This is a genomic window from Klebsiella pneumoniae (assembly GCF_000742135.1).
Taxonomy (GTDB): domain Bacteria; phylum Pseudomonadota; class Gammaproteobacteria; order Enterobacterales; family Enterobacteriaceae; genus Klebsiella; species Klebsiella pneumoniae.
In genome coordinates this window covers 481,064-497,922 of the sequence record NZ_KN046818.1, presented here as the reverse complement: position 1 = coordinate 497,922, position 16,859 = coordinate 481,064, and the positions used below count along the sequence as shown (strand labels likewise).

Here is a 16,859-nt window from a genome sequence, read left to right as displayed (position 1 = left end):
TTAAACTCCTAACTTCCAGGACAGGGTGCGCAGCAGGTCGGCGAATACGCCGGCCGCCGTGACGTCGTTCCCGGCGCCATAGCCGCGCAGCACCAGCGGCAATGGCTGATAATAATGGCTATAAAAAGCCAGCGCGTTCTCACCATTCTTAACTTTGAACAGCGGATCGTTGCCGTCAACCGCGGCTATTTTTACCCGGCAGGTACCATCCTCTTCGATGTTACCGACGTAGCGCAAGACTTTACCTTCATCGCGCGCCTTAGCAACCCGCGAGGCAAAACCATCGTCCAGCGACGGCAGGCGGGCCATAAAGGTCTCGACATCGCCGCTGGCGTCGAAGTCCGGCGGCAGCGCCGACTCGACGATAATGTCCGCCAGCTCCAGTTCGCGCCCGGTCTCACGGGCCAGAATCAGCAGTTTACGCGCCACATCCACCCCGGATAAATCGTCGCGCGGATCCGGCTCGGTATACCCCATCTCACGGGCCATCGCCGTCGCCGCGGAGAAACTCACCCCCTCGTCCAGCTTGCCGAAGATAAACGACAGGGAGCCGGACAGGATCCCGGAGAAATGGCGCAGCTCATCGCCGGCGTTGAGCAGGTTCTGCAGGTTCTCAATCACCGGCAGGCCCGCGCCAACGTTAGTGTCATAGAGGAACTTACGCCGCGAGCTGCTGGCCGCATGGCGCAGCTGGTGATAGTAATCCAGCGAAGAGGTATTGGCCTTTTTGTTCGGCGTCACCACATGGAAACCTTCGCGCAGGAAGTCGGCATACTGATCGGCGACCGCCTGGCTGGAGGTACAGTCGACGATCACCGGATTGAGCAGGTGGTACTCTTTCACCAGGCGGATCAGGCGGCCAAGATTAAACGGCTCTTTCGCCTCCGCCAGTTCCGCACTCCAGTTTTCCAGATTCAGGCCATGCACGCTGGTCAGCAGCGCCTGAGAATTGGCTACACCGCAGACGCGCAGATCGATATGTTTGTTCTTCAGCCACCCCTGCTGGCGCTTGATCTGCTCTAGCAGCGCGCCGCCGACGCCGCCGACGCCGATGACAAACACTTCAATCACCTGGTCGGTGTTGAACAGCATCTGATGGGTCACGCGCACGCCGGTGGTGGCGTCGTCATTGCTGACCACTACCGAAATTGAGCGCTCGGAAGAGCCCTGGGCAATCGCCACGATATTGATATTGGCGCGGGCCAGTGCCGCAAAGAATTTCGCCGAGATACCGCGCAGGGTACGCATTCCGTCGCCCACCACGGAGATGATCGCCAGACGCTCCATAATCGCCAGCGGCTCCAGCAGCCCCTCTTTCAGCTCCAGATAAAACTCATCTTCCATCGCCCGTTTGGCACGTACGCAGTCGCTCTGCGGCACGCAGAAACTGATGCTGTACTCGGAAGAAGATTGAGTGATCAACACCACCGAGATGCCGGCGCGGGACATGGTGGCGAAGACGCGGGCCGCCATGCCGACCATCCCTTTCATCCCCGGCCCGGAGACGTTGAACATCGCCATGTTGTTGAGGTTGGAGATGCCTTTCACCGGCAAATCGTCTTCGTCGCGGCTGGCGCCGATAAGCGTTCCCGGCGCCTGTGGGTTGCCGGTATTTTTAATCAGGCATGGGATTTGGAACTGGGCGATAGGGGCGATAGTGCGCGGGTGCAGCACTTTCGCGCCAAAGTAGGAGAGCTCCATCGCCTCCTGATAAGACATCGATTTCAGCAGGCGCGCATCCGGCACCTGACGCGGATCGCAGGTGTACACTCCGTCGACATCGGTCCAGATTTCGCAGCAGTCAGCGCGCAGGCAGGCGGCCAGTACCGCAGCCGAGTAGTCGGAGCCGTTACGCCCCAGCACCACCAGCTCGCCTTTCTCATTGCCGGCGGTAAACCCGGCCATCAGGATCATATGGTCTGCCGGGATCTGGCTGGCGGCAATGCGGCGGGTGGATTCGGCGATATCGACGGTGGATTCCAGATAGTGACCCACGGCGAGCAGTTTTTCGACCGGGTTAATGACACTGACTTTATGTCCACGGGCTTCCAGCAGACCCGCCATGATGGCGATGGAGAGCTTTTCGCCGCGGCAGATCAGCGCGGCATTGACGCTGTCCGGGCACTGACCCAGCAGGCTGATGCCGTGCAGAACATGCTTAATCTGAGCAAATTCCTGCTCCACGAAGGCTTTTAACTGGGCAAGCGGGAAAGCGGGCTGGGCGTCGGCAAGGCCCTGAAGAAGTTCGGCAAAAATGCGTTCGGCGTCGGCAATATTGGGGAGGGCATCCTGGCCGCCAATGGTCTTTTCAATCATCGCTACCAGGTGGTTAGTGATCTTCGCCGGGGCAGACAGGACCGTCGCTACCTGCCCCTGCCTGGCATTACTCTCCAGAATATCGGCAACCCGCAGAAACCGTTCCGCATTTGCCACTGATGTACCGCCGAACTTCAACACTCGCATGGTTCTTACCCCTTGATCTCTTGTCAAAAAAAAAGCCCGCACTGTTCAGGTGCGGGCTTTTTTCTGTGTTTCCTGTACGCGTCAGCCCGCACCGTTACCTGTGGTAATGGTGGTGGTGATAATGGTGGTAATCATGCCGATGCGATTCATGGATGTTGTGTACTCTGTATTTTTATCTGTCTGTATGTCCTGCCTATATTGGTTAAAGTATCTGCCGTCTTAAGTCAATGAATTTCTCAATTTGCCCCATTTCAGCAGGCTTACGTATTTTCCCGCTGCCGTGAGAAAAAACATCCAGATCGGCGGAAAACCAGCTCATAGAACAGCATACACATCCATAAATAAAAAATATGACAGAGTTTTATTCTGGCAGGTTTTTTTCAATATCATGCAGCAAACGATGCAACATTGCCGTGTCGCGCTGCTGCAGCAGGCCCAGCCGTTGCGACAACCAGTCGGCCAGTTTGGCATCATCCTCCACGCCCAAACGCGAAAGTAACGCCAGGGTACGAGTACGTAAGGCCTGCAGCTGATGATGGTCTGCCGCAGCGGCGGCGGGCGCCGTTTGTTGCATTAGCGATGCTAATTGATAACAGTAGACCATCACCGACTGGCCGAGATTCAGCGACGGATAATCCGCAGCCATCGGCACACCGGTCAACACATCAGCCAGCGCCAGCTCCTCATTGCTCAACCCGGAGTCTTCACGGCCAAAAACCAGCGCCGCGTGCGTCATCCACTGCGCCTTCTCCTCCAGCAGCGGCAACAGCTGCTGCGGCGTGGCGTAATAGTGAAAACGCGCGCGGCTGCGGGCGGTGGTGGCGACGGTAAAATCAACGTCATGCAGCGCCTCGGCAAGGGTGGGATAGGTGGTGATACCATCGAGGATGTCGCCTGAGCCATGCGCCACCCAGCGTGCCGGCGGCGCCAGGTGGGCTTCGCTATCGACGATCCGTAGTTCGCGAAATCCCATGGTTTTCATCGCCCTGGCGGCAGCGCCGACGTTCTCGGCCCGGGCAGGACCGACTAAAATAATCGTTAAACGCATTGCGGTTTCTTTCTCTCTCTCAGGCGTTATCGAGGCGCAGCGCCCCCCATTTTACGCGGTGAAAATTTACAAATTTGCAACAAAAATCACTAAAATTGCGTTTTCTTACCCATAAAAAAATCTAAACTGTTCTCAGGAGGCCGTGACAAGGAGTATGTTAACAGAACCCATTTATCCATATGATGGGCAATGCAATTTCATCTGATGCATCGTTTCAGGCTTTGGATTCACTGTATTTATTAATTTATCCACGCAACTAGTTGAGCCGGGTAAAGATTGTGACTATAAAGAGCATGGCGATGCAATGATTTCACAAGACTGTTAACGTGCTACAATTGAACTTGATATATGTCAACGAAGCGTAGTTTTATTGGGTGTTCGGCCTCTCTTAGCCTGTTATGTTGCTGTTAAAATGGTTAGGATGTCAGCCGTTTTTGACACCGTCGGGTCCAGAGGGAAAGTACCCACGACCAAGCTAATGATGTTGTTGACGTTGATGGAAAGTGCATCAAGAACGCAATTACGTACTTTAGTCATGTTACGCCGCGCATGTTAATTTGCGACATGCAGCAGGCAGGTCAGGGACTTTGGTACTTCCTGTTTCGATTTAGTTGGCAATTTAGGTAGCAAACATGCAGACCCCGCACATTCTTATCGTTGAAGACGAGTTGGTAACACGCAACACGTTAAAAAGTATTTTCGAAGCAGAAGGTTACGATGTATTCGAAGCGACCGATGGCGCGGAAATGCATCAGATCCTGTCTGAAAATGATATCAACCTGGTGATCATGGATATCAACCTGCCGGGTAAAAATGGTCTTCTGCTGGCGCGCGAGCTGCGCGAGCAGGCAGACGTCGCGCTGATGTTCTTAACCGGTCGCGACAACGAAGTGGATAAGATCCTTGGCCTCGAAATCGGCGCTGACGACTATATCACTAAACCGTTTAACCCGCGTGAACTGACTATTCGCGCGCGCAACCTGCTCTCCCGTACCATGAACCTCGGTACCGTGAGCGAAGAGCGTCGCAGCGTGGAAAGCTACAAGTTCAACGGCTGGGAACTCGATATCAACAGCCGTTCCCTGGTTAGCCCGAACGGCGAACAGTACAAGCTGCCGCGCAGTGAATTCCGCGCGATGCTGCACTTCTGCGAAAACCCGGGCAAAATTCAGTCTCGTGCCGAGCTGCTGAAGAAAATGACCGGTCGCGAGCTGAAGCCGCATGACCGTACCGTTGACGTGACCATTCGTCGGATTCGTAAACACTTCGAATCCACTCCGGATACCCCGGAAATCATCGCTACCATTCACGGTGAAGGCTACCGTTTCTGTGGCGATCTGCAGGAATAATACGATTTATTCCGCAGCCATGATGCGAAAACGGCGCCCCAGGGGCGCCGTTTTTTATGCCGTCACTCTTTCCAGAGACGCAGCTTATCCTCATCGGCAGCCGGTGTCGGAGGCACTGTGCCTTTCGGCAGCGATAACGCATACCAGTCCACGCGACGGGTCAAAAACATCAGGACGCTCAGCGCCAGCGCCAGCACCCCGGTACCCAGCAGCAGCGCGCTATCCTCAGAATGCAACAGAAACCACATCACGCCATCCAGCAGCAGTAGCGCGGCGACAAACAGCAGGCTGTTACGCCATCCTCTGAGCACTGCCTGAAGGTAGATCCCATTCATCACCGCGCCAGACAGGCTGGCCGCCAGCCAGGCGGCGGTAAAACCAATGTGCTCTGAGAGCGCCAGCAGCACCAGGTAAAACAGCACCAGCGATAAGCCCACCAGCAGATATTGCATCGGATGCAGGGGACGACGGGTCAGGCTCTCGAACACGAAAAAAGCCATAAAGGTCAGCCCGATTAACAGGATGGCATATTTTGTCGCCCGATCGGTTAGCTGGTACTGGTCGGCAAGGGACATCACATCGGCACTGAACGCCGGCAGTCGCGACCACGGGATCTCCATATCATCCTTGAAATAGCTCCCCATATCGTTGGCGAACCAGCTGCTTTGCCAGTGGGCGCGATAGCCGGCAGCACTCACTTCCCGTTGCGTTGGCAGGAAGCTGCCGAGAAAACCGGGATGCGGCCAGTTACTGGTCAGCTGCAGCTCGCTGTTACGCCCGAGCGGCACCAGTGAAAACTCTCCCGTCCCGTTCAGATCGAGTGAAAAGGCAATCTCAAGCGGCTTGTTGTCCTCCGCCAGCGCAGGCATTGGCATATGAATACCTGCGCCATAGCCGCTTATCCCCAGCCCCGGCTCCACGCTTAATACGTTACCGTTGACCTCCGGGGCATGGATGGCGCCAATGCCGCGGGCATCGCCGACGCTCACCACCAGCCGCGGCTGGCCTAAGACGATATTCGTTTTTCTCAGCGCCGCCAGACGCAGCGGATCAAACGAGGCCTTAATCTGCAAGGCGTTATGCCAGACCTGGCCGCTGTAGATGCCCACCCTCCTCGACTCCACGGTCTGTTTGCCGGTGACCGCCAGCGACTCCGGCAGCCAGTAATACACCCAGCTCCGCTGATAGTTGACCTCTTTTTGGTTCTCCATGCGGGACAGGGTCTCGGTTATCGGAATAGCGATCAGCGGTCCGGCGAGTTTTTGCGAGCCGCTGGTGCTTTGCTCAATGGCGTCCACCACTTCGCTACGATAATCCGCTCGCTCATTAATAAGCTCCCTGACCATCATTAACGGCAAAGATAGCAGCACAATACAGCCTATTAACGTGGTGATTTTCCAGAATAACGGTGATTTCAACATAGCCTTTCTCCCTATCGTGATGGCCTCACAATAGGACGGCTGTGTGGGGAGAATTTGAAGCTATGTGAAGGGACGGTGAAGTCGCAGCGTGGCGACCACGCCGCCTTCGGGCCGATTGTGCAGATTGATATCGCCGTGATGCAGGCGCGCGACTTCACGAACGAACGCCAGCCCAAGGCCGCTGCTCTTATGGCCGTCTTCGCGCGGCAGCGAATAGAATCGCTCAAAGATTCGTTCCAGGGCATAGTCCGGAATACCGCACCCGTTGTCGATAACGCTCAATTGCACCTCTTCATTTCGCTTCTCCGCAGCCAGGGCGATCTCACCGCCCTGGGGGGTAAAGTCAATCGCGTTGTCGAGCAGATTACCCAGCGCCTGGGCCAGCAGCTCGCCATCGCCATTGACCAGCATCCCACTCTCCCGCCAGCGCAGGGTGATAGCTTTCGCCGCCAGAGCGATGTTGCGCTCCTCCGTCAGCCGTTGGTATAGCGCATCTATCGACACCGGATGCTGCTTTATCTCCAGCCGGCTTTCCAGTCTCGCCTGCTGGAGCAGCCGCTCCACCAGCAGTTGCATCCGGGTGTTTTGCGCGAGGATATTATCAGTAAACCGCGCCGCCACCTCAGACGGCGGCCCTTCGCGCAGGATCTCCGCCGCGCCGCGGATGGCCGCCAGCGGGCTTTTCAGTTCATGGGTCAGGTCATAGACATAGTTTTCGATGGCATTCTTACCTTCGAGCTTTACCCGCATGCTCTCCAGAGCCTGGGCCAGCTTGCGCAATTCGCTGCTGCCAACCTCCGGCAGCGGCAGCGGGCGCTCAGCGGTCACCGAGTCCGCATAGCGCACCAGCTTGCCGATAGAGAAATTGATCCACCAGACGACGCCGCCGCCAATCAACAGCGCAATGCCCAGCAGGGCGCCGCCGGCCCAGAGGATCCGCCGCTCGCTGCGCTTAATGACCGGCGTCATCGCCAGGTTGGGTTTACCGACGCTCAGCACGCCGATAATCCGCCCCTTATCCATCACCGGCGCGGCGATATACATCACCGAGCTGGCTTCATCATGCGGATCGCTGCGCGTACTGCGCGCGCCGTACTGGCCGCGCAGGGTGAGCCAGACATCGTTCCAGCGCGAATAGTCCTGCCCTGTCGCCTGCCCGCTGGAGTCAAACACCACCTTGCCCCGGGCATCGGTCAGATAGACGCGGTACTCATTACGTACCTTTTTAATTCCGCCAATATTGGCGTTGAGCGGCTGCTGGTTGAGCTGGTGAAAGGCCTGCGCCAGCCTGCCCTGCTGCGGGTTTGCCGCCAGCAGATCCTCACGCGCCAGCGCCGCCAACAGGGTAGCGGTATCATTGAGGGTCCCCTCTGTCGCCCGGCGCACGCCCGGCTTCACTTCCTGGACAAAGATCGACAGCACAAACCACGCGGCGATCGCGACGATAAGAAAATAGCCCAGCAGCAGGCGCATGCCGATGCGCATCAGCCGCGCCCCAGGCTATAGCCCATACCGCGATGGGTATTGATTGGCGCCTTTTCAGGATTCACAGCCCGCAGCTTAGCGCGCAGGGTTTTGATATGGGTATCGACGGTACGGTCGAGGCTTTCCCAGGCATCGATCCACACCAGCTCCATCAGCTGCTGACGGGAGAAGACGCGACCGGGCGCGTGAAGCAGGGTTTTCAGCAGCAGAAATTCGTAGCGCGTCAGATTCAGCGGCTGGCCGAACCAGCTGATCGCCGCCGCCTGCTCATCGAGCACAAACTCGCCGACGCGTACCACCGGCGATGGCGCGGCAAACTTCTGCAGCCGCCGCAGCACGGTTCGCACCCGCGCGCAGACTTCGCGTGGTGAAAACGGCTTGGCGATGTAATCGTCAGCGCCGATTTCCAGCCCCAGCAGCTTATCGACCTCGTCGCTACGCGCCGTCAAAAACAGCACCGGCAGCGCCGGATAACGCGTCAGCAGACGCCGACAGAGCTCGAAGCCGCTGATATCCGGCAAGCCGACGTCGAGGATGGCGACATCTGGCGCCTGATGCGCCGCCGCCTCCAGCGCGGGCAAACCGCGGCCAAAGACGCTGACCAGGAAGCCCTCCTGCTGCAGCATGTAAACCAGGGTATCAGCGATACTCTGTTCATCCTCAACTAACCAAATCCGTGGCTGCTGCATGCGCGCTCCCGTTTATTTATTCCATGGCATGATCGGCACGGCGCTGATGGCGTTCTTCGGCGAGCCATCAACCACTTTATCCGAGTAGGTCAGATAGACCAGCGCATTGCGCTTCGCATCATAGAAACGCACGACCTGCAGTTTTTTAAACACCAGCGAGGTGCGCTTCTGGAACACCACGTCGCCCTGGCTTTTACCGTTTTTGATTTTGTCCGTTAGCTCAATCGGCCCGACCTGCTGGCAGGAAATCGCCGCGTCAGAGGTATCTTCCGCCAGCCCCAGCCCGCCTTTGATGCCACCGGTTTTCGCCCGGCTGATATAGCAGGTCACGTTCTGTACATCCGGATCGTCAAAGGCTTCGACGACGATTTTGTGATCCGGCCCTAACCATTTGAAGACCGTATCCACGGAACCAATCTGCTCCGCCTGAGCCAGCTGGCTACCGGCCAGCAGGAGCAGCCCCATCGCAAACTTCTTGTATTTCATATTGTTACCATTATTAAAAAATATAGCTGAGTGATTATCACGCACTTAGCAGAAAAGGTTTATAGATCACAGCTTTACAAAATTATCGTCCAAATCCCCTGACCTACCGCATTTAAAAGCAAAAAAAACACTGAATGCTAAAACATCAAAAAATGCTATTATCCGCTACTTTAATATCAGGCACCTGTGTTTAAGGATGGGGACATTTTATGGATCAAGCAGGGATTATTCGCGATCTCCTTAGCTGGCTGGAAGGTCACCTGGATCAGCCGCTTTCTCTGGATAATGTGGCGGCGAAGGCAGGTTATTCCAAGTGGCATTTGCAGCGAATGTTTAAGGATGTCACCGGCCATGCCATCGGTGCCTATATTCGCGCGCGCCGCTTGTCGAAATCTGCTGTCGCATTACGCCTGACCGCCCGTCCAATCCTTGATATTGCGCTGCAGTACCGTTTCGACTCCCAGCAGACCTTCACCCGAGCGTTTAAGAAACAATTCTCGCTGACGCCGGCGCTCTACCGCCGCTCGCCGGACTGGAGCTCGTTCGGTATGCGCCCGCCGCTGCGTCTTGGCGAATTTACCCTGCCGAAACATGAGTTTATCACTCTTCCCCCCACTCAGCTGCTTGGCGTGACCCAGAGCTATACCTGTAAGCTCGAGGAAATCTCCGATTTTCGTAACCAGATGCGGGTCCAGTTCTGGCGAGACTTCCTCGGCAACTCACCGTCAATCCCCCCGGTGCTCTACGGGCTGCATGAGCCGCGTCCGAGCCTGGAAAAAGACGATGAGCAGGAAGTATTCTATACCACCGCGCTGACGCCGGAGATGGCTAACGGCCACCTGCAGCATGCCCATCCAGTGACCCTGGAGGGCGGCGAGTATGTCATGTTTACGTATGAAGGGCTGGGTACCGGTCTGCAGGAATTCATCCTGACCGTCTACGGCACCTGCATGCCGATGCTGAACCTGACGCGTCGCAAGGGGCTGGATATTGAACGCTTCTACCCTGAAGATGAAAGCCGGGATCAGGCCACGCCGATTCAGTTGCGCTGCGAGTATCTGATCCCGATCCGCCGTTAACGCTGCAGCTCGTCCATTGCGGGGGCGTCAAGATGCGAGACGTCGCCCGCCGTTTCCACCACCCAGCCGGAAGCCAGCCACGGGCTTTGCTGATAGTCGACGCGCGAAATAGAGCAGTTGCGCAGCCGCAGACGACGCTCAGCGTACGCCGGCAGCCCTAATATCGTGCTCACCAGGCAGCCCAGCGCGATCCCATGACTCACCAGCAGCGGCCGGCTACCGGCGGGTAATTCCAGACAGGATGCCAGCGCCGCATGCATACGCTCGCTGAGCTCCTGCATCGATTCGCCCTGCGGAATACGACCGTCCGGTGTGCCGTTGACCAGCTGGCGACGCCAGCCTTCTTCTTCTTCGCTGAGCGAGTCGATATGGCGCTTCTCCAGCACCCCCATATCCAGTTCGCGCAGGCGCGCATCGGCGATCACGCTGCAGCCGCAGGCTTCGGCGATAATTTCTGCTGTGCGGCGGGTTCGCCCCAGATCGCTGGTAATGATATGGGTGATCCCCAGCGTTCTGGCGCGCTCGCCCACCTGCCAGGCCTGGCGCTCACCATGGGCGGTCAGCGGGCTGTCGGACTGACCCTGAATACGTCGCTCGGCGTTCCACTGCGTTTCACCGTGGCGAACAAGGTATACTTGTAACATGCTTTTTTTCCGTTCTGGACTCGTTATCAACCGCTTTCGGGCATTACCGCCTGCCCTCGGGGTGATTTAGAGTATACTGCGATGACGTTAGTTTATTCTGAGTTGTTTTGATTATGCACCATGTTGTCTCAGCGACCACTAATCCCGCCAAAATTCAGGCAATTCTGCAGGCTTTTGACGAGATTTTCGGCGAAGGATCCTGCCACATTGAGTCCGTCGCCGTCGAGAGCGGCGTGCCGGAACAGCCCTTCGGCAGCGAGGAAACGCGCGCTGGCGCACGAAATCGCGTCGCCAATGCGCGCCTTGCCCAGCCAAATGCCGATTTCTGGGTAGCCATCGAAGCCGGTATCGACGATGACAGCACCTTTAGCTGGGTGGTCATCGAAAGCGCCAGCCAGCGCGGAGAAGCGCGCTCAGCCACGCTGCCGTTGCCTGACGTTATTCTTGAGCAGGTTCGCGCTGGCGAAGCCCTCGGCCCGGTCATGTCGCAGTATACCGGCATCGATCAGATCGGTCGTAAAGAGGGGGCGATTGGGGTTTTCACCGGCGGCAGATTAACCCGCAGCAGCGTTTACCACCAGGCGGTCGTGCTGGCGCTAAGCCCGTTCCATAATGCTATTTATCGCTAGCCAGCAGCGTCTGCTCAAGCCACTGGCGCAGCTCTACCGGCGCCGATTTTAGGCTGTTCGACCCGCGGGTAATGGTCGCAATTCCGGCGCCGAGCTCATTTTTCAGCTCACGCTGGCTCATCTCGCCGCGCAGCAACTCTTCGATAATGCGCACCCGGGTACCCAAGGCTTCGCGCTCGTCGGGCGTCAGCATCAGCTGCAGCAACGGCAGATGCAGATCCTCAGCATAGGCCTGCTGAAGCAGGGCAACAAAGCGCAGCCACTCCTGATGACGTTGTTCGGCAACGGCCGCGGAATAGGGAGATTGTTGGGTCATATCGCGCCACCATATTGAGACGGGCAGCTTACGCTGCCCGTCGAATGTACTCTTCAACGAGTACAAAGCATAACATACTTCCCGGCGATCAGTAACGCTGGCGCCACTCCGCATCGCTGAGGATCTTATCCTGCTGCCCCATAAAGTAGCGGTAGTAGGCGTCATAGGAGAGGACATTCTTCACGTAGCCGCGGGTTTCCGAAAACGGAATACTCTCGACAAACGCCACGGCGTCGATCCGTCCGGCGCTGTTCCCCTGCCAGCTGCGTACCCGGCCCGGCCCGGCGTTATAGGCCGCTGAGGCGTAGATACGGTTATTGCCGAACTGCTGATAAACGTACTGCAGATAGCTGGTGCCGATATTGATGTTGGTTTCCGGATCCAACAGCTGCGACGGGCCGCTGTAGCCGGGAATGCTGAACATACTGACGGTATGCGTCGCGGTGCCCGGCATAATCTGCATCAGTCCGCTGGCGCCGACCGGCGAGCGCACTTTCGGGTTCCAGGCGCTCTCCTGACGGGCAATCGCCATCGCGTAGCTCTGCGGAATATCTTTGCCGCTAACATAGCGGGCAAACAGGTCGTTATAGGCCAGCGGGAAACGTTCTTCCAGCTGATCCCACAGCTTACCGGCGATCGTCGCCTGCACGCTCAGATCCCACCAGTGCTGATCGAAGGCATAGCGCGCCAGCTGCGCCTGCTGGGATTTGGTGCGACTAGTGACCAGGTTGGCCCATTCGGTGCGCGCGGTGTTATCCATATTCCAGTACATCAGCTCACGTACCCGCGCCATCTCCGGCCCGGAGGCCAGCGCCGGATCGATGGTGCCCGAGGCTTTATCGATGCGGAAGGTATACTCCTCGCCAAGACGCTGCGCGGCGACCATCGGGTAGAAGCCTCGCTGTTGCATCAACGAGCGAAGGATCGCCTGCGCCTCCTCATCCCTGCCGCGCTCCAGCAGCAGATCCGCCTGCCAGTAGCGCCATTCGTCTTTCTCTTTCGCCTCCATCGGCAGGCGCGCCAGCCAGGTGTTGAGGCCATGGCGATCGCCCGTCCCCAACGCCATCCGTACCCGCCGCTCCACCAGCGGCGTGGACTGCGAACGCATGATTGCGTCATCGCGCCAGATGGCCTGCTCTTCGGTTACATCGCTACCCATCAGGCGCCAGGCGACAATATCGCGCAGTTCCTGGGTCTGATCCTCATTGAGCTGCTGAGCCTGTACCAGCGAAGGGATCATCAGGCGGGCATTTTCCACGTCCTGGCGGGCGACGCTGGCGAAGGCGACGGCGGCCATCTGACGGGTAAAGTCCGTCGCCCCGGTGGTGCGGGCGAAGGTGAGGACGCTGTTTGGATCGTTAGCCAGGGCGACCACGGCGCTGGCGATGCTCTGGTAGTTGGCGGGCATTTGCTGGGCCAGCGATTTCACCAGCCCCATATTGCCGGCCTTCATCGCCAGGCGGATCCGTTCGAGATAGGCCAGCGGATCCTGCTGACCGGAGTCGCGCCAGGCGCTGAACAGCGGTTCACAGGCGCCGGGCTGATTCTTGCCCGTCAACCACAGCTCTTTCGCCCCGCTCCAGGCCTCCTGCGACTGCCCCACGCTCAGCTTGGCGTAGTAATAGTTGCACTGCGCCTCGGTGCTGGTCGGCTTATCCGGGCTAAACGCCAGCAAGCCGCGCCAGTCGCTGCGCCGGGCCAGTTCATTCACGAAGCGCGAACGTAATGAACGCGCAGGGGGCAGCGTCGGATTGGCGTCAATAAAGTTTTTCACCACCAGCGCCGGCTGGTTCATCAGATCGTCGGTGATCTGTCGGTACTGCAAATAGGGATACAGGGGATAGGTGCTTAACGTGGGCATCAGCTGGTCGACTACATCCATCTGCCGGTTATCCCACGCCTGCTTAATTTGTGCGTAGCGGCTGCGCTGTTCATCCAATGAATCCGCATGCGCCAGCTGACTCAACGTCAACAAACCAACGCTGGCAACCAAAAGATGCCACGCCATTTTTTTGGCTTTTTCCACAAGCTCTTCCTCTTTCCGGTGCATTTTCGCAGCATCGTGCCGCTTAAAAACCCCTGCCGGTTCGGCAGGCGGCTTTACTTATGCTAATCAGACAACGCTAAACGCGCCATGTCCTGGACATTTTTTTACGCTTCTGTGAATCCTGTCGCCTCGCTGGGATTAGCGCGCGAAAAAGGCTACACTTCGGCTTTGAACTATCTATCAAAATAGAAAGAGGCGAAGTCCAACGTGGCTCAATTCGTTTATACCATGCATCGTGTCGGCAAAGTGGTTCCGCCGAAACGTCATATTTTGAAAAATATCTCCCTCAGCTTTTTCCCTGGCGCGAAAATCGGTGTGCTCGGTCTGAACGGCGCCGGTAAATCTACCCTGCTGCGCATCATGGCCGGTATCGACACCGAGATCGAAGGTGAAGCGCGTCCGCAGCCCGGCATCAAAATCGGCTACCTGCCGCAGGAGCCGCAGCTCAACCCGGAGCACACCGTGCGCGAGTCCGTGGAAGAAGCGGTCGCCGAAGTGGTTAACGCGCTGAAGGGGCTGGACGAAGTCTATGCCAAATACGCCGAGCCGGATGCGGACTTCGATAAGCTTGCCGCACAGCAAGGCAAGTTCGAAGAGATTATCCAGGCGCACGACGGCCACAACCTGAACGTCCAACTGGAGCGCGCGGCCGACGCCCTGCGCCTGCCGGACTGGGATGCGAAAATCGCTAATCTTTCCGGTGGTGAACGCCGCCGCGTCGCGCTGTGCCGTCTGCTGCTGGAAAAACCGGATATGCTGCTGCTCGACGAACCGACCAACCACCTCGACGCCGAGTCCGTCGCCTGGCTGGAACGCTTCCTGCACGACTTCGAAGGCACCGTGGTGGCGATTACCCACGACCGTTACTTCCTTGATAACGTCGCCGGCTGGATCCTCGAGCTTGACCGCGGCGAAGGTATTCCGTGGGAAGGCAACTACTCCTCCTGGCTGGAGCAGAAAGACCAGCGTCTGGCGCAGGAAGCTTCTCAGGAAGCCGCACGCCGCAAATCTATCGAGAAAGAACTCGAGTGGGTTCGCCAGGGCGCGAAAGGCCGTCAGTCTAAGGGCAAAGCCCGCCTGGCGCGCTTTGAAGAGCTTAACAACGTTGAATATCAGAAACGTAACGAGACTAACGAACTGTTCATTCCGCCAGGCCCGCGTCTGGGCGATAAAGTTCTGGAAGTCAGCCATCTGCGCAAATCCTACGGCGACCGCGTTCTGATTGACGATCTGAGCTTCTCGGTACCGAAAGGCGCTATCGTCGGCATCATCGGTCCGAACGGCGCGGGTAAATCCACCCTCTTCCGCATGATGTCCGGCCAGGAACAGCCTGATTCCGGCACCATCACCCTGGGTGAAACCGTTAAGCTGGCTTCCGTCGATCAGTTCCGCGACGCGATGGACAACAGTAAGACCGTGTGGGAAGAAGTGTCTGGCGGCCTGGATATCATGAAGATCGGCAACACCGAGATGCCGAGCCGCGCCTACGTGGGCCGCTTTAACTTCAAAGGCGTCGACCAGGGTAAACGCGTTGGCGAGCTGTCCGGCGGTGAACGTGGTCGTCTGCACCTGGCGAAACTGCTGCAGGTCGGCGGTAACGTCCTGCTGCTCGATGAACCAACCAACGACCTGGATATCGAAACCCTGCGCGCGCTGGAAAACGCCCTGCTGGAGTTCCCGGGCTGCGCGATGGTTATCTCGCACGACCGCTGGTTCCTTGACCGTATTGCCACCCACATTCTGGATTACCAGGATGAAGGTAAGGTTGAGTTCTTCGAAGGTAACTTTACCGAGTACGAAGAGTACAAGAAACGCACTCTTGGCGCCGACGCGCTGGAGCCGAAGCGAATCAAGTACAAACGTATCGCGAAATAAAACGCAAAAAGGCAACGCAAGTTGCCTTTTTTAATGTTTGCTCCCTCTCCCATTGGGAGAGGGTTGGGGTGAGGGCTACAGCCCGCAGAGCCCCTACCCCTGCTCGCCCATCAGCTGTTTCACCAGCTCGACGCAGCGCAGGAACCGGGCATCGTAGTCCGACTCCTTCACATGGACGAATTCGATCTCGTTCTCTTTCAGCAGCGATACCAGCAACGACTGAAACTCTTTACGATCCACCGAGCTCCCAAGACTGCGCAGTCCATCGGCCACCCACGGGGTATTGTTCTCCAGCAGGATCACCAGGTCGAAGCGGTATTCATCAATCAGCGCCTGCACAAACGGGTGCTCACGTCCCTCGTACTTCAGACAGAAGGCCTGAGTGCTGACGAAGTCGGTATCGATGAACGCCACCTTGTTGGCATATTTCACCGCAAAATCAATATACTGCGCATGCCCAAGGGCAATTTTATCGTAATCCGAATACTGGAGCGCCATCTCATCGCCGCCGAGATGCGAAAAAACATAATCCCGGCCATATTCCCAGGCGCTGGTGGTATTGAAGATATTGGCGAGCTTATTGACCAGCGTCGATTTACCGCTCGACTCGCCGCCGAGGATCGCCACCGTCCGCACAAAGAACGGTTTCACTTCCGTCGGAATATATTCCCAGTAGCGGAACGGGTTCTCGCGGATCTGCCCGCCGCTAATATTCATAAAGGTCCGCTTAGGATCGATAAGCACCGTCTCGATCCCCAGATGCTCAAGGTACTGCGGCGCATCGGCCTCTTCCGAGGTATAGATCCGGTTCGGCTCGATCCCTTTTTCGCTCATAAAAGCGCGGATCCCATGGCTCCAGACGTCCCAGCCGTGCGGATAGGGCTCCATCCCCTCTTCATTGAAGGCGTGGATGCGAATATTCTTCTGATATTTAAAGGTTTGCAGCAGCCAGCGCAGGCGGTCAGGCACCGTCGGCTGTTGCGACATGGCGCTCTCTTCAAACAGCTCGCGGTCGCGGGTATCGTCATAGCCCATAATGATATGCAGCTCATCGACCTGGCTACAGGCGCGCTGTATCAGGTAGATATGCCCGGTATGCAGCGGGTAAAACTTACCAAACACCACGCCGACGCTTTTCTGTCGGCGGGGAAACTCCAGCCCGAGGAAACGATGCAGCGCTTCAAGCTTCTGCGCGCTCGGGCTTTTGATTTTGGCATTCAGCAGCTGGCTAAGATACCCCTTGGTCATTCCGCTGGCTTCCGCCACCTGCTGCAGGGTACAGCCTTTCTGCTTAATGGCGCTTTTTAAATAGTCAAATGACGACATCG

The 16,859-nt window shown here is 57.4% G+C and carries 16 protein-coding genes and 1 other annotated feature; of the genes, 4 read left to right on the top strand and 12 right to left on the bottom strand.

Going from position 1 to position 16,859, the window contains the following annotated elements:
• From thrA to yjjY, 4 genes are all read right to left on the bottom strand, one after another.
• Nucleotides 1-2,463: a bifunctional aspartate kinase/homoserine dehydrogenase I gene (thrA, locus tag DR88_RS22555; RefSeq protein WP_025861072.1), complete on the bottom strand. Its 2,463-nt coding sequence runs from the start codon at nucleotides 2,461-2,463 to the stop codon at nucleotides 1-3.
• A 25-nt stretch (nucleotides 2,464-2,488) separates the two neighbouring features.
• Nucleotides 2,489-2,606: a sequence feature (Thr leader region), on the bottom strand.
• On the bottom strand, nucleotides 2,545-2,613 hold the full coding sequence (gene thrL, locus DR88_RS27610) for a thr operon leader peptide (protein ID WP_004222578.1): 69 nt from the start codon (nucleotides 2,611-2,613) through the stop codon (nucleotides 2,545-2,547). Its footprint overlaps the feature before it by 62 nt.
• Before the next feature lie 211 nt (nucleotides 2,614-2,824).
• Nucleotides 2,825-3,511 (bottom strand): tRNA/rRNA methyltransferase, encoded by a 687-nt coding sequence (locus DR88_RS22560; RefSeq protein ID WP_004182880.1) that lies wholly within the window; start codon nucleotides 3,509-3,511, stop codon nucleotides 2,825-2,827.
• A 396-nt stretch (nucleotides 3,512-3,907) separates the two neighbouring features.
• On the bottom strand, nucleotides 3,908-4,048 hold the full coding sequence (gene yjjY / locus DR88_RS29615; RefSeq protein ID WP_004146984.1) for a YjjY family protein: 141 nt from the start codon (nucleotides 4,046-4,048) through the stop codon (nucleotides 3,908-3,910).
• Between the two features lie 95 nt (nucleotides 4,049-4,143).
• On the opposite strand from yjjY, the gene arcA reads away from it, so the two are divergent.
• Entirely contained in the window at nucleotides 4,144-4,860 is a 717-nt protein-coding gene (arcA, locus tag DR88_RS22565) for a two-component system response regulator ArcA (RefSeq protein ID WP_002887843.1), read from the top strand.
• A 62-nt stretch (nucleotides 4,861-4,922) separates the two neighbouring features.
• Here arcA and creD read toward each other — a convergent pair whose 3' ends face one another.
• Genes creD through creA form a run of 4 tightly spaced genes read right to left on the bottom strand, consistent with a single transcriptional unit; the run spans nucleotide 4,923 to nucleotide 8,941 of the window.
• Nucleotides 4,923-6,281 carry a cell envelope integrity protein CreD gene (creD, locus tag DR88_RS22570; RefSeq protein ID WP_004146983.1) on the bottom strand — a complete coding sequence of 453 codons (1,359 nt, stop codon included), beginning with the start codon at nucleotides 6,279-6,281 and terminating at the stop codon, nucleotides 4,923-4,925.
• Between the two features lie 60 nt (nucleotides 6,282-6,341).
• Nucleotides 6,342-7,766: a two-component system sensor histidine kinase CreC gene (gene creC / locus DR88_RS22575; protein WP_004146982.1), complete on the bottom strand. Its 1,425-nt coding sequence runs from the start codon at nucleotides 7,764-7,766 to the stop codon at nucleotides 6,342-6,344.
• Nucleotides 7,766-8,455, bottom strand: coding sequence for a two-component system response regulator CreB (creB, locus tag DR88_RS22580; protein WP_032417861.1), 690 nt, complete (start codon nucleotides 8,453-8,455; stop codon nucleotides 7,766-7,768). Before creB ends, creC begins: the two co-directional genes overlap by 1 nt.
• Nucleotides 8,456-8,467: 12 nt before the next feature.
• Nucleotides 8,468-8,941: a protein CreA gene (creA, locus tag DR88_RS22585; protein WP_002887814.1), complete on the bottom strand. Its 474-nt coding sequence runs from the start codon at nucleotides 8,939-8,941 to the stop codon at nucleotides 8,468-8,470.
• A gap of 209 nt (nucleotides 8,942-9,150) precedes the next feature.
• On the opposite strand from creA, the gene robA reads away from it, so the two are divergent.
• Nucleotides 9,151-10,020, top strand: a complete 870-nt coding sequence (gene robA, locus DR88_RS22590; protein ID WP_002887812.1) for an MDR efflux pump AcrAB transcriptional activator RobA — start codon at nucleotides 9,151-9,153, stop codon at nucleotides 10,018-10,020.
• Here the strand turns inward: robA and gpmB are convergent.
• On the bottom strand, nucleotides 10,017-10,664 hold the full coding sequence (gpmB, locus tag DR88_RS22595; protein ID WP_002887811.1) for a 2,3-diphosphoglycerate-dependent phosphoglycerate mutase GpmB: 648 nt from the start codon (nucleotides 10,662-10,664) through the stop codon (nucleotides 10,017-10,019). The genes robA and gpmB overlap by 4 nt on opposite strands.
• A 113-nt stretch (nucleotides 10,665-10,777) precedes the next feature.
• On the opposite strand from gpmB, the gene yjjX reads away from it, so the two are divergent.
• Nucleotides 10,778-11,293, top strand: a complete 516-nt coding sequence (gene yjjX, locus DR88_RS22600; protein ID WP_002887810.1) for an inosine/xanthosine triphosphatase — start codon at nucleotides 10,778-10,780, stop codon at nucleotides 11,291-11,293.
• Here yjjX and trpR read toward each other — a convergent pair.
• Together trpR and sltY are read right to left on the bottom strand one after the other, a co-directional pair.
• Nucleotides 11,280-11,609 carry a trp operon repressor gene (trpR, locus tag DR88_RS22605; RefSeq protein WP_002887809.1) on the bottom strand — a complete coding sequence of 110 codons (330 nt, stop codon included), beginning with the start codon at nucleotides 11,607-11,609 and terminating at the stop codon, nucleotides 11,280-11,282. The genes yjjX and trpR overlap by 14 nt on opposite strands.
• 88 nt (nucleotides 11,610-11,697) lie before the next feature.
• Nucleotides 11,698-13,635 (bottom strand): murein transglycosylase, encoded by a 1,938-nt coding sequence (gene sltY, locus DR88_RS22610; protein ID WP_032444006.1) that lies wholly within the window; start codon nucleotides 13,633-13,635, stop codon nucleotides 11,698-11,700.
• Nucleotides 13,636-13,863: 228 nt separating this feature from the next.
• On the opposite strand from sltY, the gene ettA reads away from it, so the two are divergent.
• Complete coding sequence (ettA, locus tag DR88_RS22615) at nucleotides 13,864-15,531, top strand: energy-dependent translational throttle protein EttA (RefSeq protein WP_002887805.1); 1,668 nt, start codon at nucleotides 13,864-13,866, stop codon at nucleotides 15,529-15,531.
• A 93-nt stretch (nucleotides 15,532-15,624) separates the two neighbouring features.
• Here ettA and nadR read toward each other — a convergent pair whose 3' ends face one another.
• Nucleotides 15,625-16,857 carry a multifunctional transcriptional regulator/nicotinamide-nucleotide adenylyltransferase/ribosylnicotinamide kinase NadR gene (gene nadR / locus DR88_RS22620; RefSeq protein WP_002887802.1) on the bottom strand — a complete coding sequence of 411 codons (1,233 nt, stop codon included), beginning with the start codon at nucleotides 16,855-16,857 and terminating at the stop codon, nucleotides 15,625-15,627.
• Between the last annotated feature and the right edge of the window lie 2 nt (nucleotides 16,858-16,859).

What these genes read in the sequence shown, in the direction of transcription:
- thrA (WP_025861072.1), bottom strand. Translation starts at nt 2,463, where the DNA reads ATGCGAGTGTTGAAGTTCGGCGGTACATCAGTGGCAAATGCGGAACGG.
- DR88_RS22560 (WP_004182880.1), bottom strand. Translation starts at nt 3,511, where the DNA reads ATGCGTTTAACGATTATTTTAGTCGGTCCTGCCCGGGCCGAGAACGTC.
- yjjY (WP_004146984.1), bottom strand. Translation starts at nt 4,048, where the DNA reads ATGACTAAAGTACGTAATTGCGTTCTTGATGCACTTTCCATCAACGTC.
- arcA (WP_002887843.1), top strand. Translation starts at nt 4,144, where the DNA reads ATGCAGACCCCGCACATTCTTATCGTTGAAGACGAGTTGGTAACACGC.
- creD (WP_004146983.1), bottom strand. Translation starts at nt 6,281, where the DNA reads ATGTTGAAATCACCGTTATTCTGGAAAATCACCACGTTAATAGGCTGT.
- creC (WP_004146982.1), bottom strand. Translation starts at nt 7,766, where the DNA reads ATGCGCATCGGCATGCGCCTGCTGCTGGGCTATTTTCTTATCGTCGCG.
- creB (WP_032417861.1), bottom strand. Translation starts at nt 8,455, where the DNA reads ATGCAGCAGCCACGGATTTGGTTAGTTGAGGATGAACAGAGTATCGCT.
- creA (WP_002887814.1), bottom strand. Translation starts at nt 8,941, where the DNA reads ATGAAATACAAGAAGTTTGCGATGGGGCTGCTCCTGCTGGCCGGTAGC.
- robA (WP_002887812.1), top strand. Translation starts at nt 9,151, where the DNA reads ATGGATCAAGCAGGGATTATTCGCGATCTCCTTAGCTGGCTGGAAGGT.
- gpmB (WP_002887811.1), bottom strand. Translation starts at nt 10,664, where the DNA reads ATGTTACAAGTATACCTTGTTCGCCACGGTGAAACGCAGTGGAACGCC.
- yjjX (WP_002887810.1), top strand. Translation starts at nt 10,778, where the DNA reads ATGCACCATGTTGTCTCAGCGACCACTAATCCCGCCAAAATTCAGGCA.
- trpR (WP_002887809.1), bottom strand. Translation starts at nt 11,609, where the DNA reads ATGACCCAACAATCTCCCTATTCCGCGGCCGTTGCCGAACAACGTCAT.
- nadR (WP_002887802.1), bottom strand. Translation starts at nt 16,857, where the DNA reads ATGTCGTCATTTGACTATTTAAAAAGCGCCATTAAGCAGAAAGGCTGT.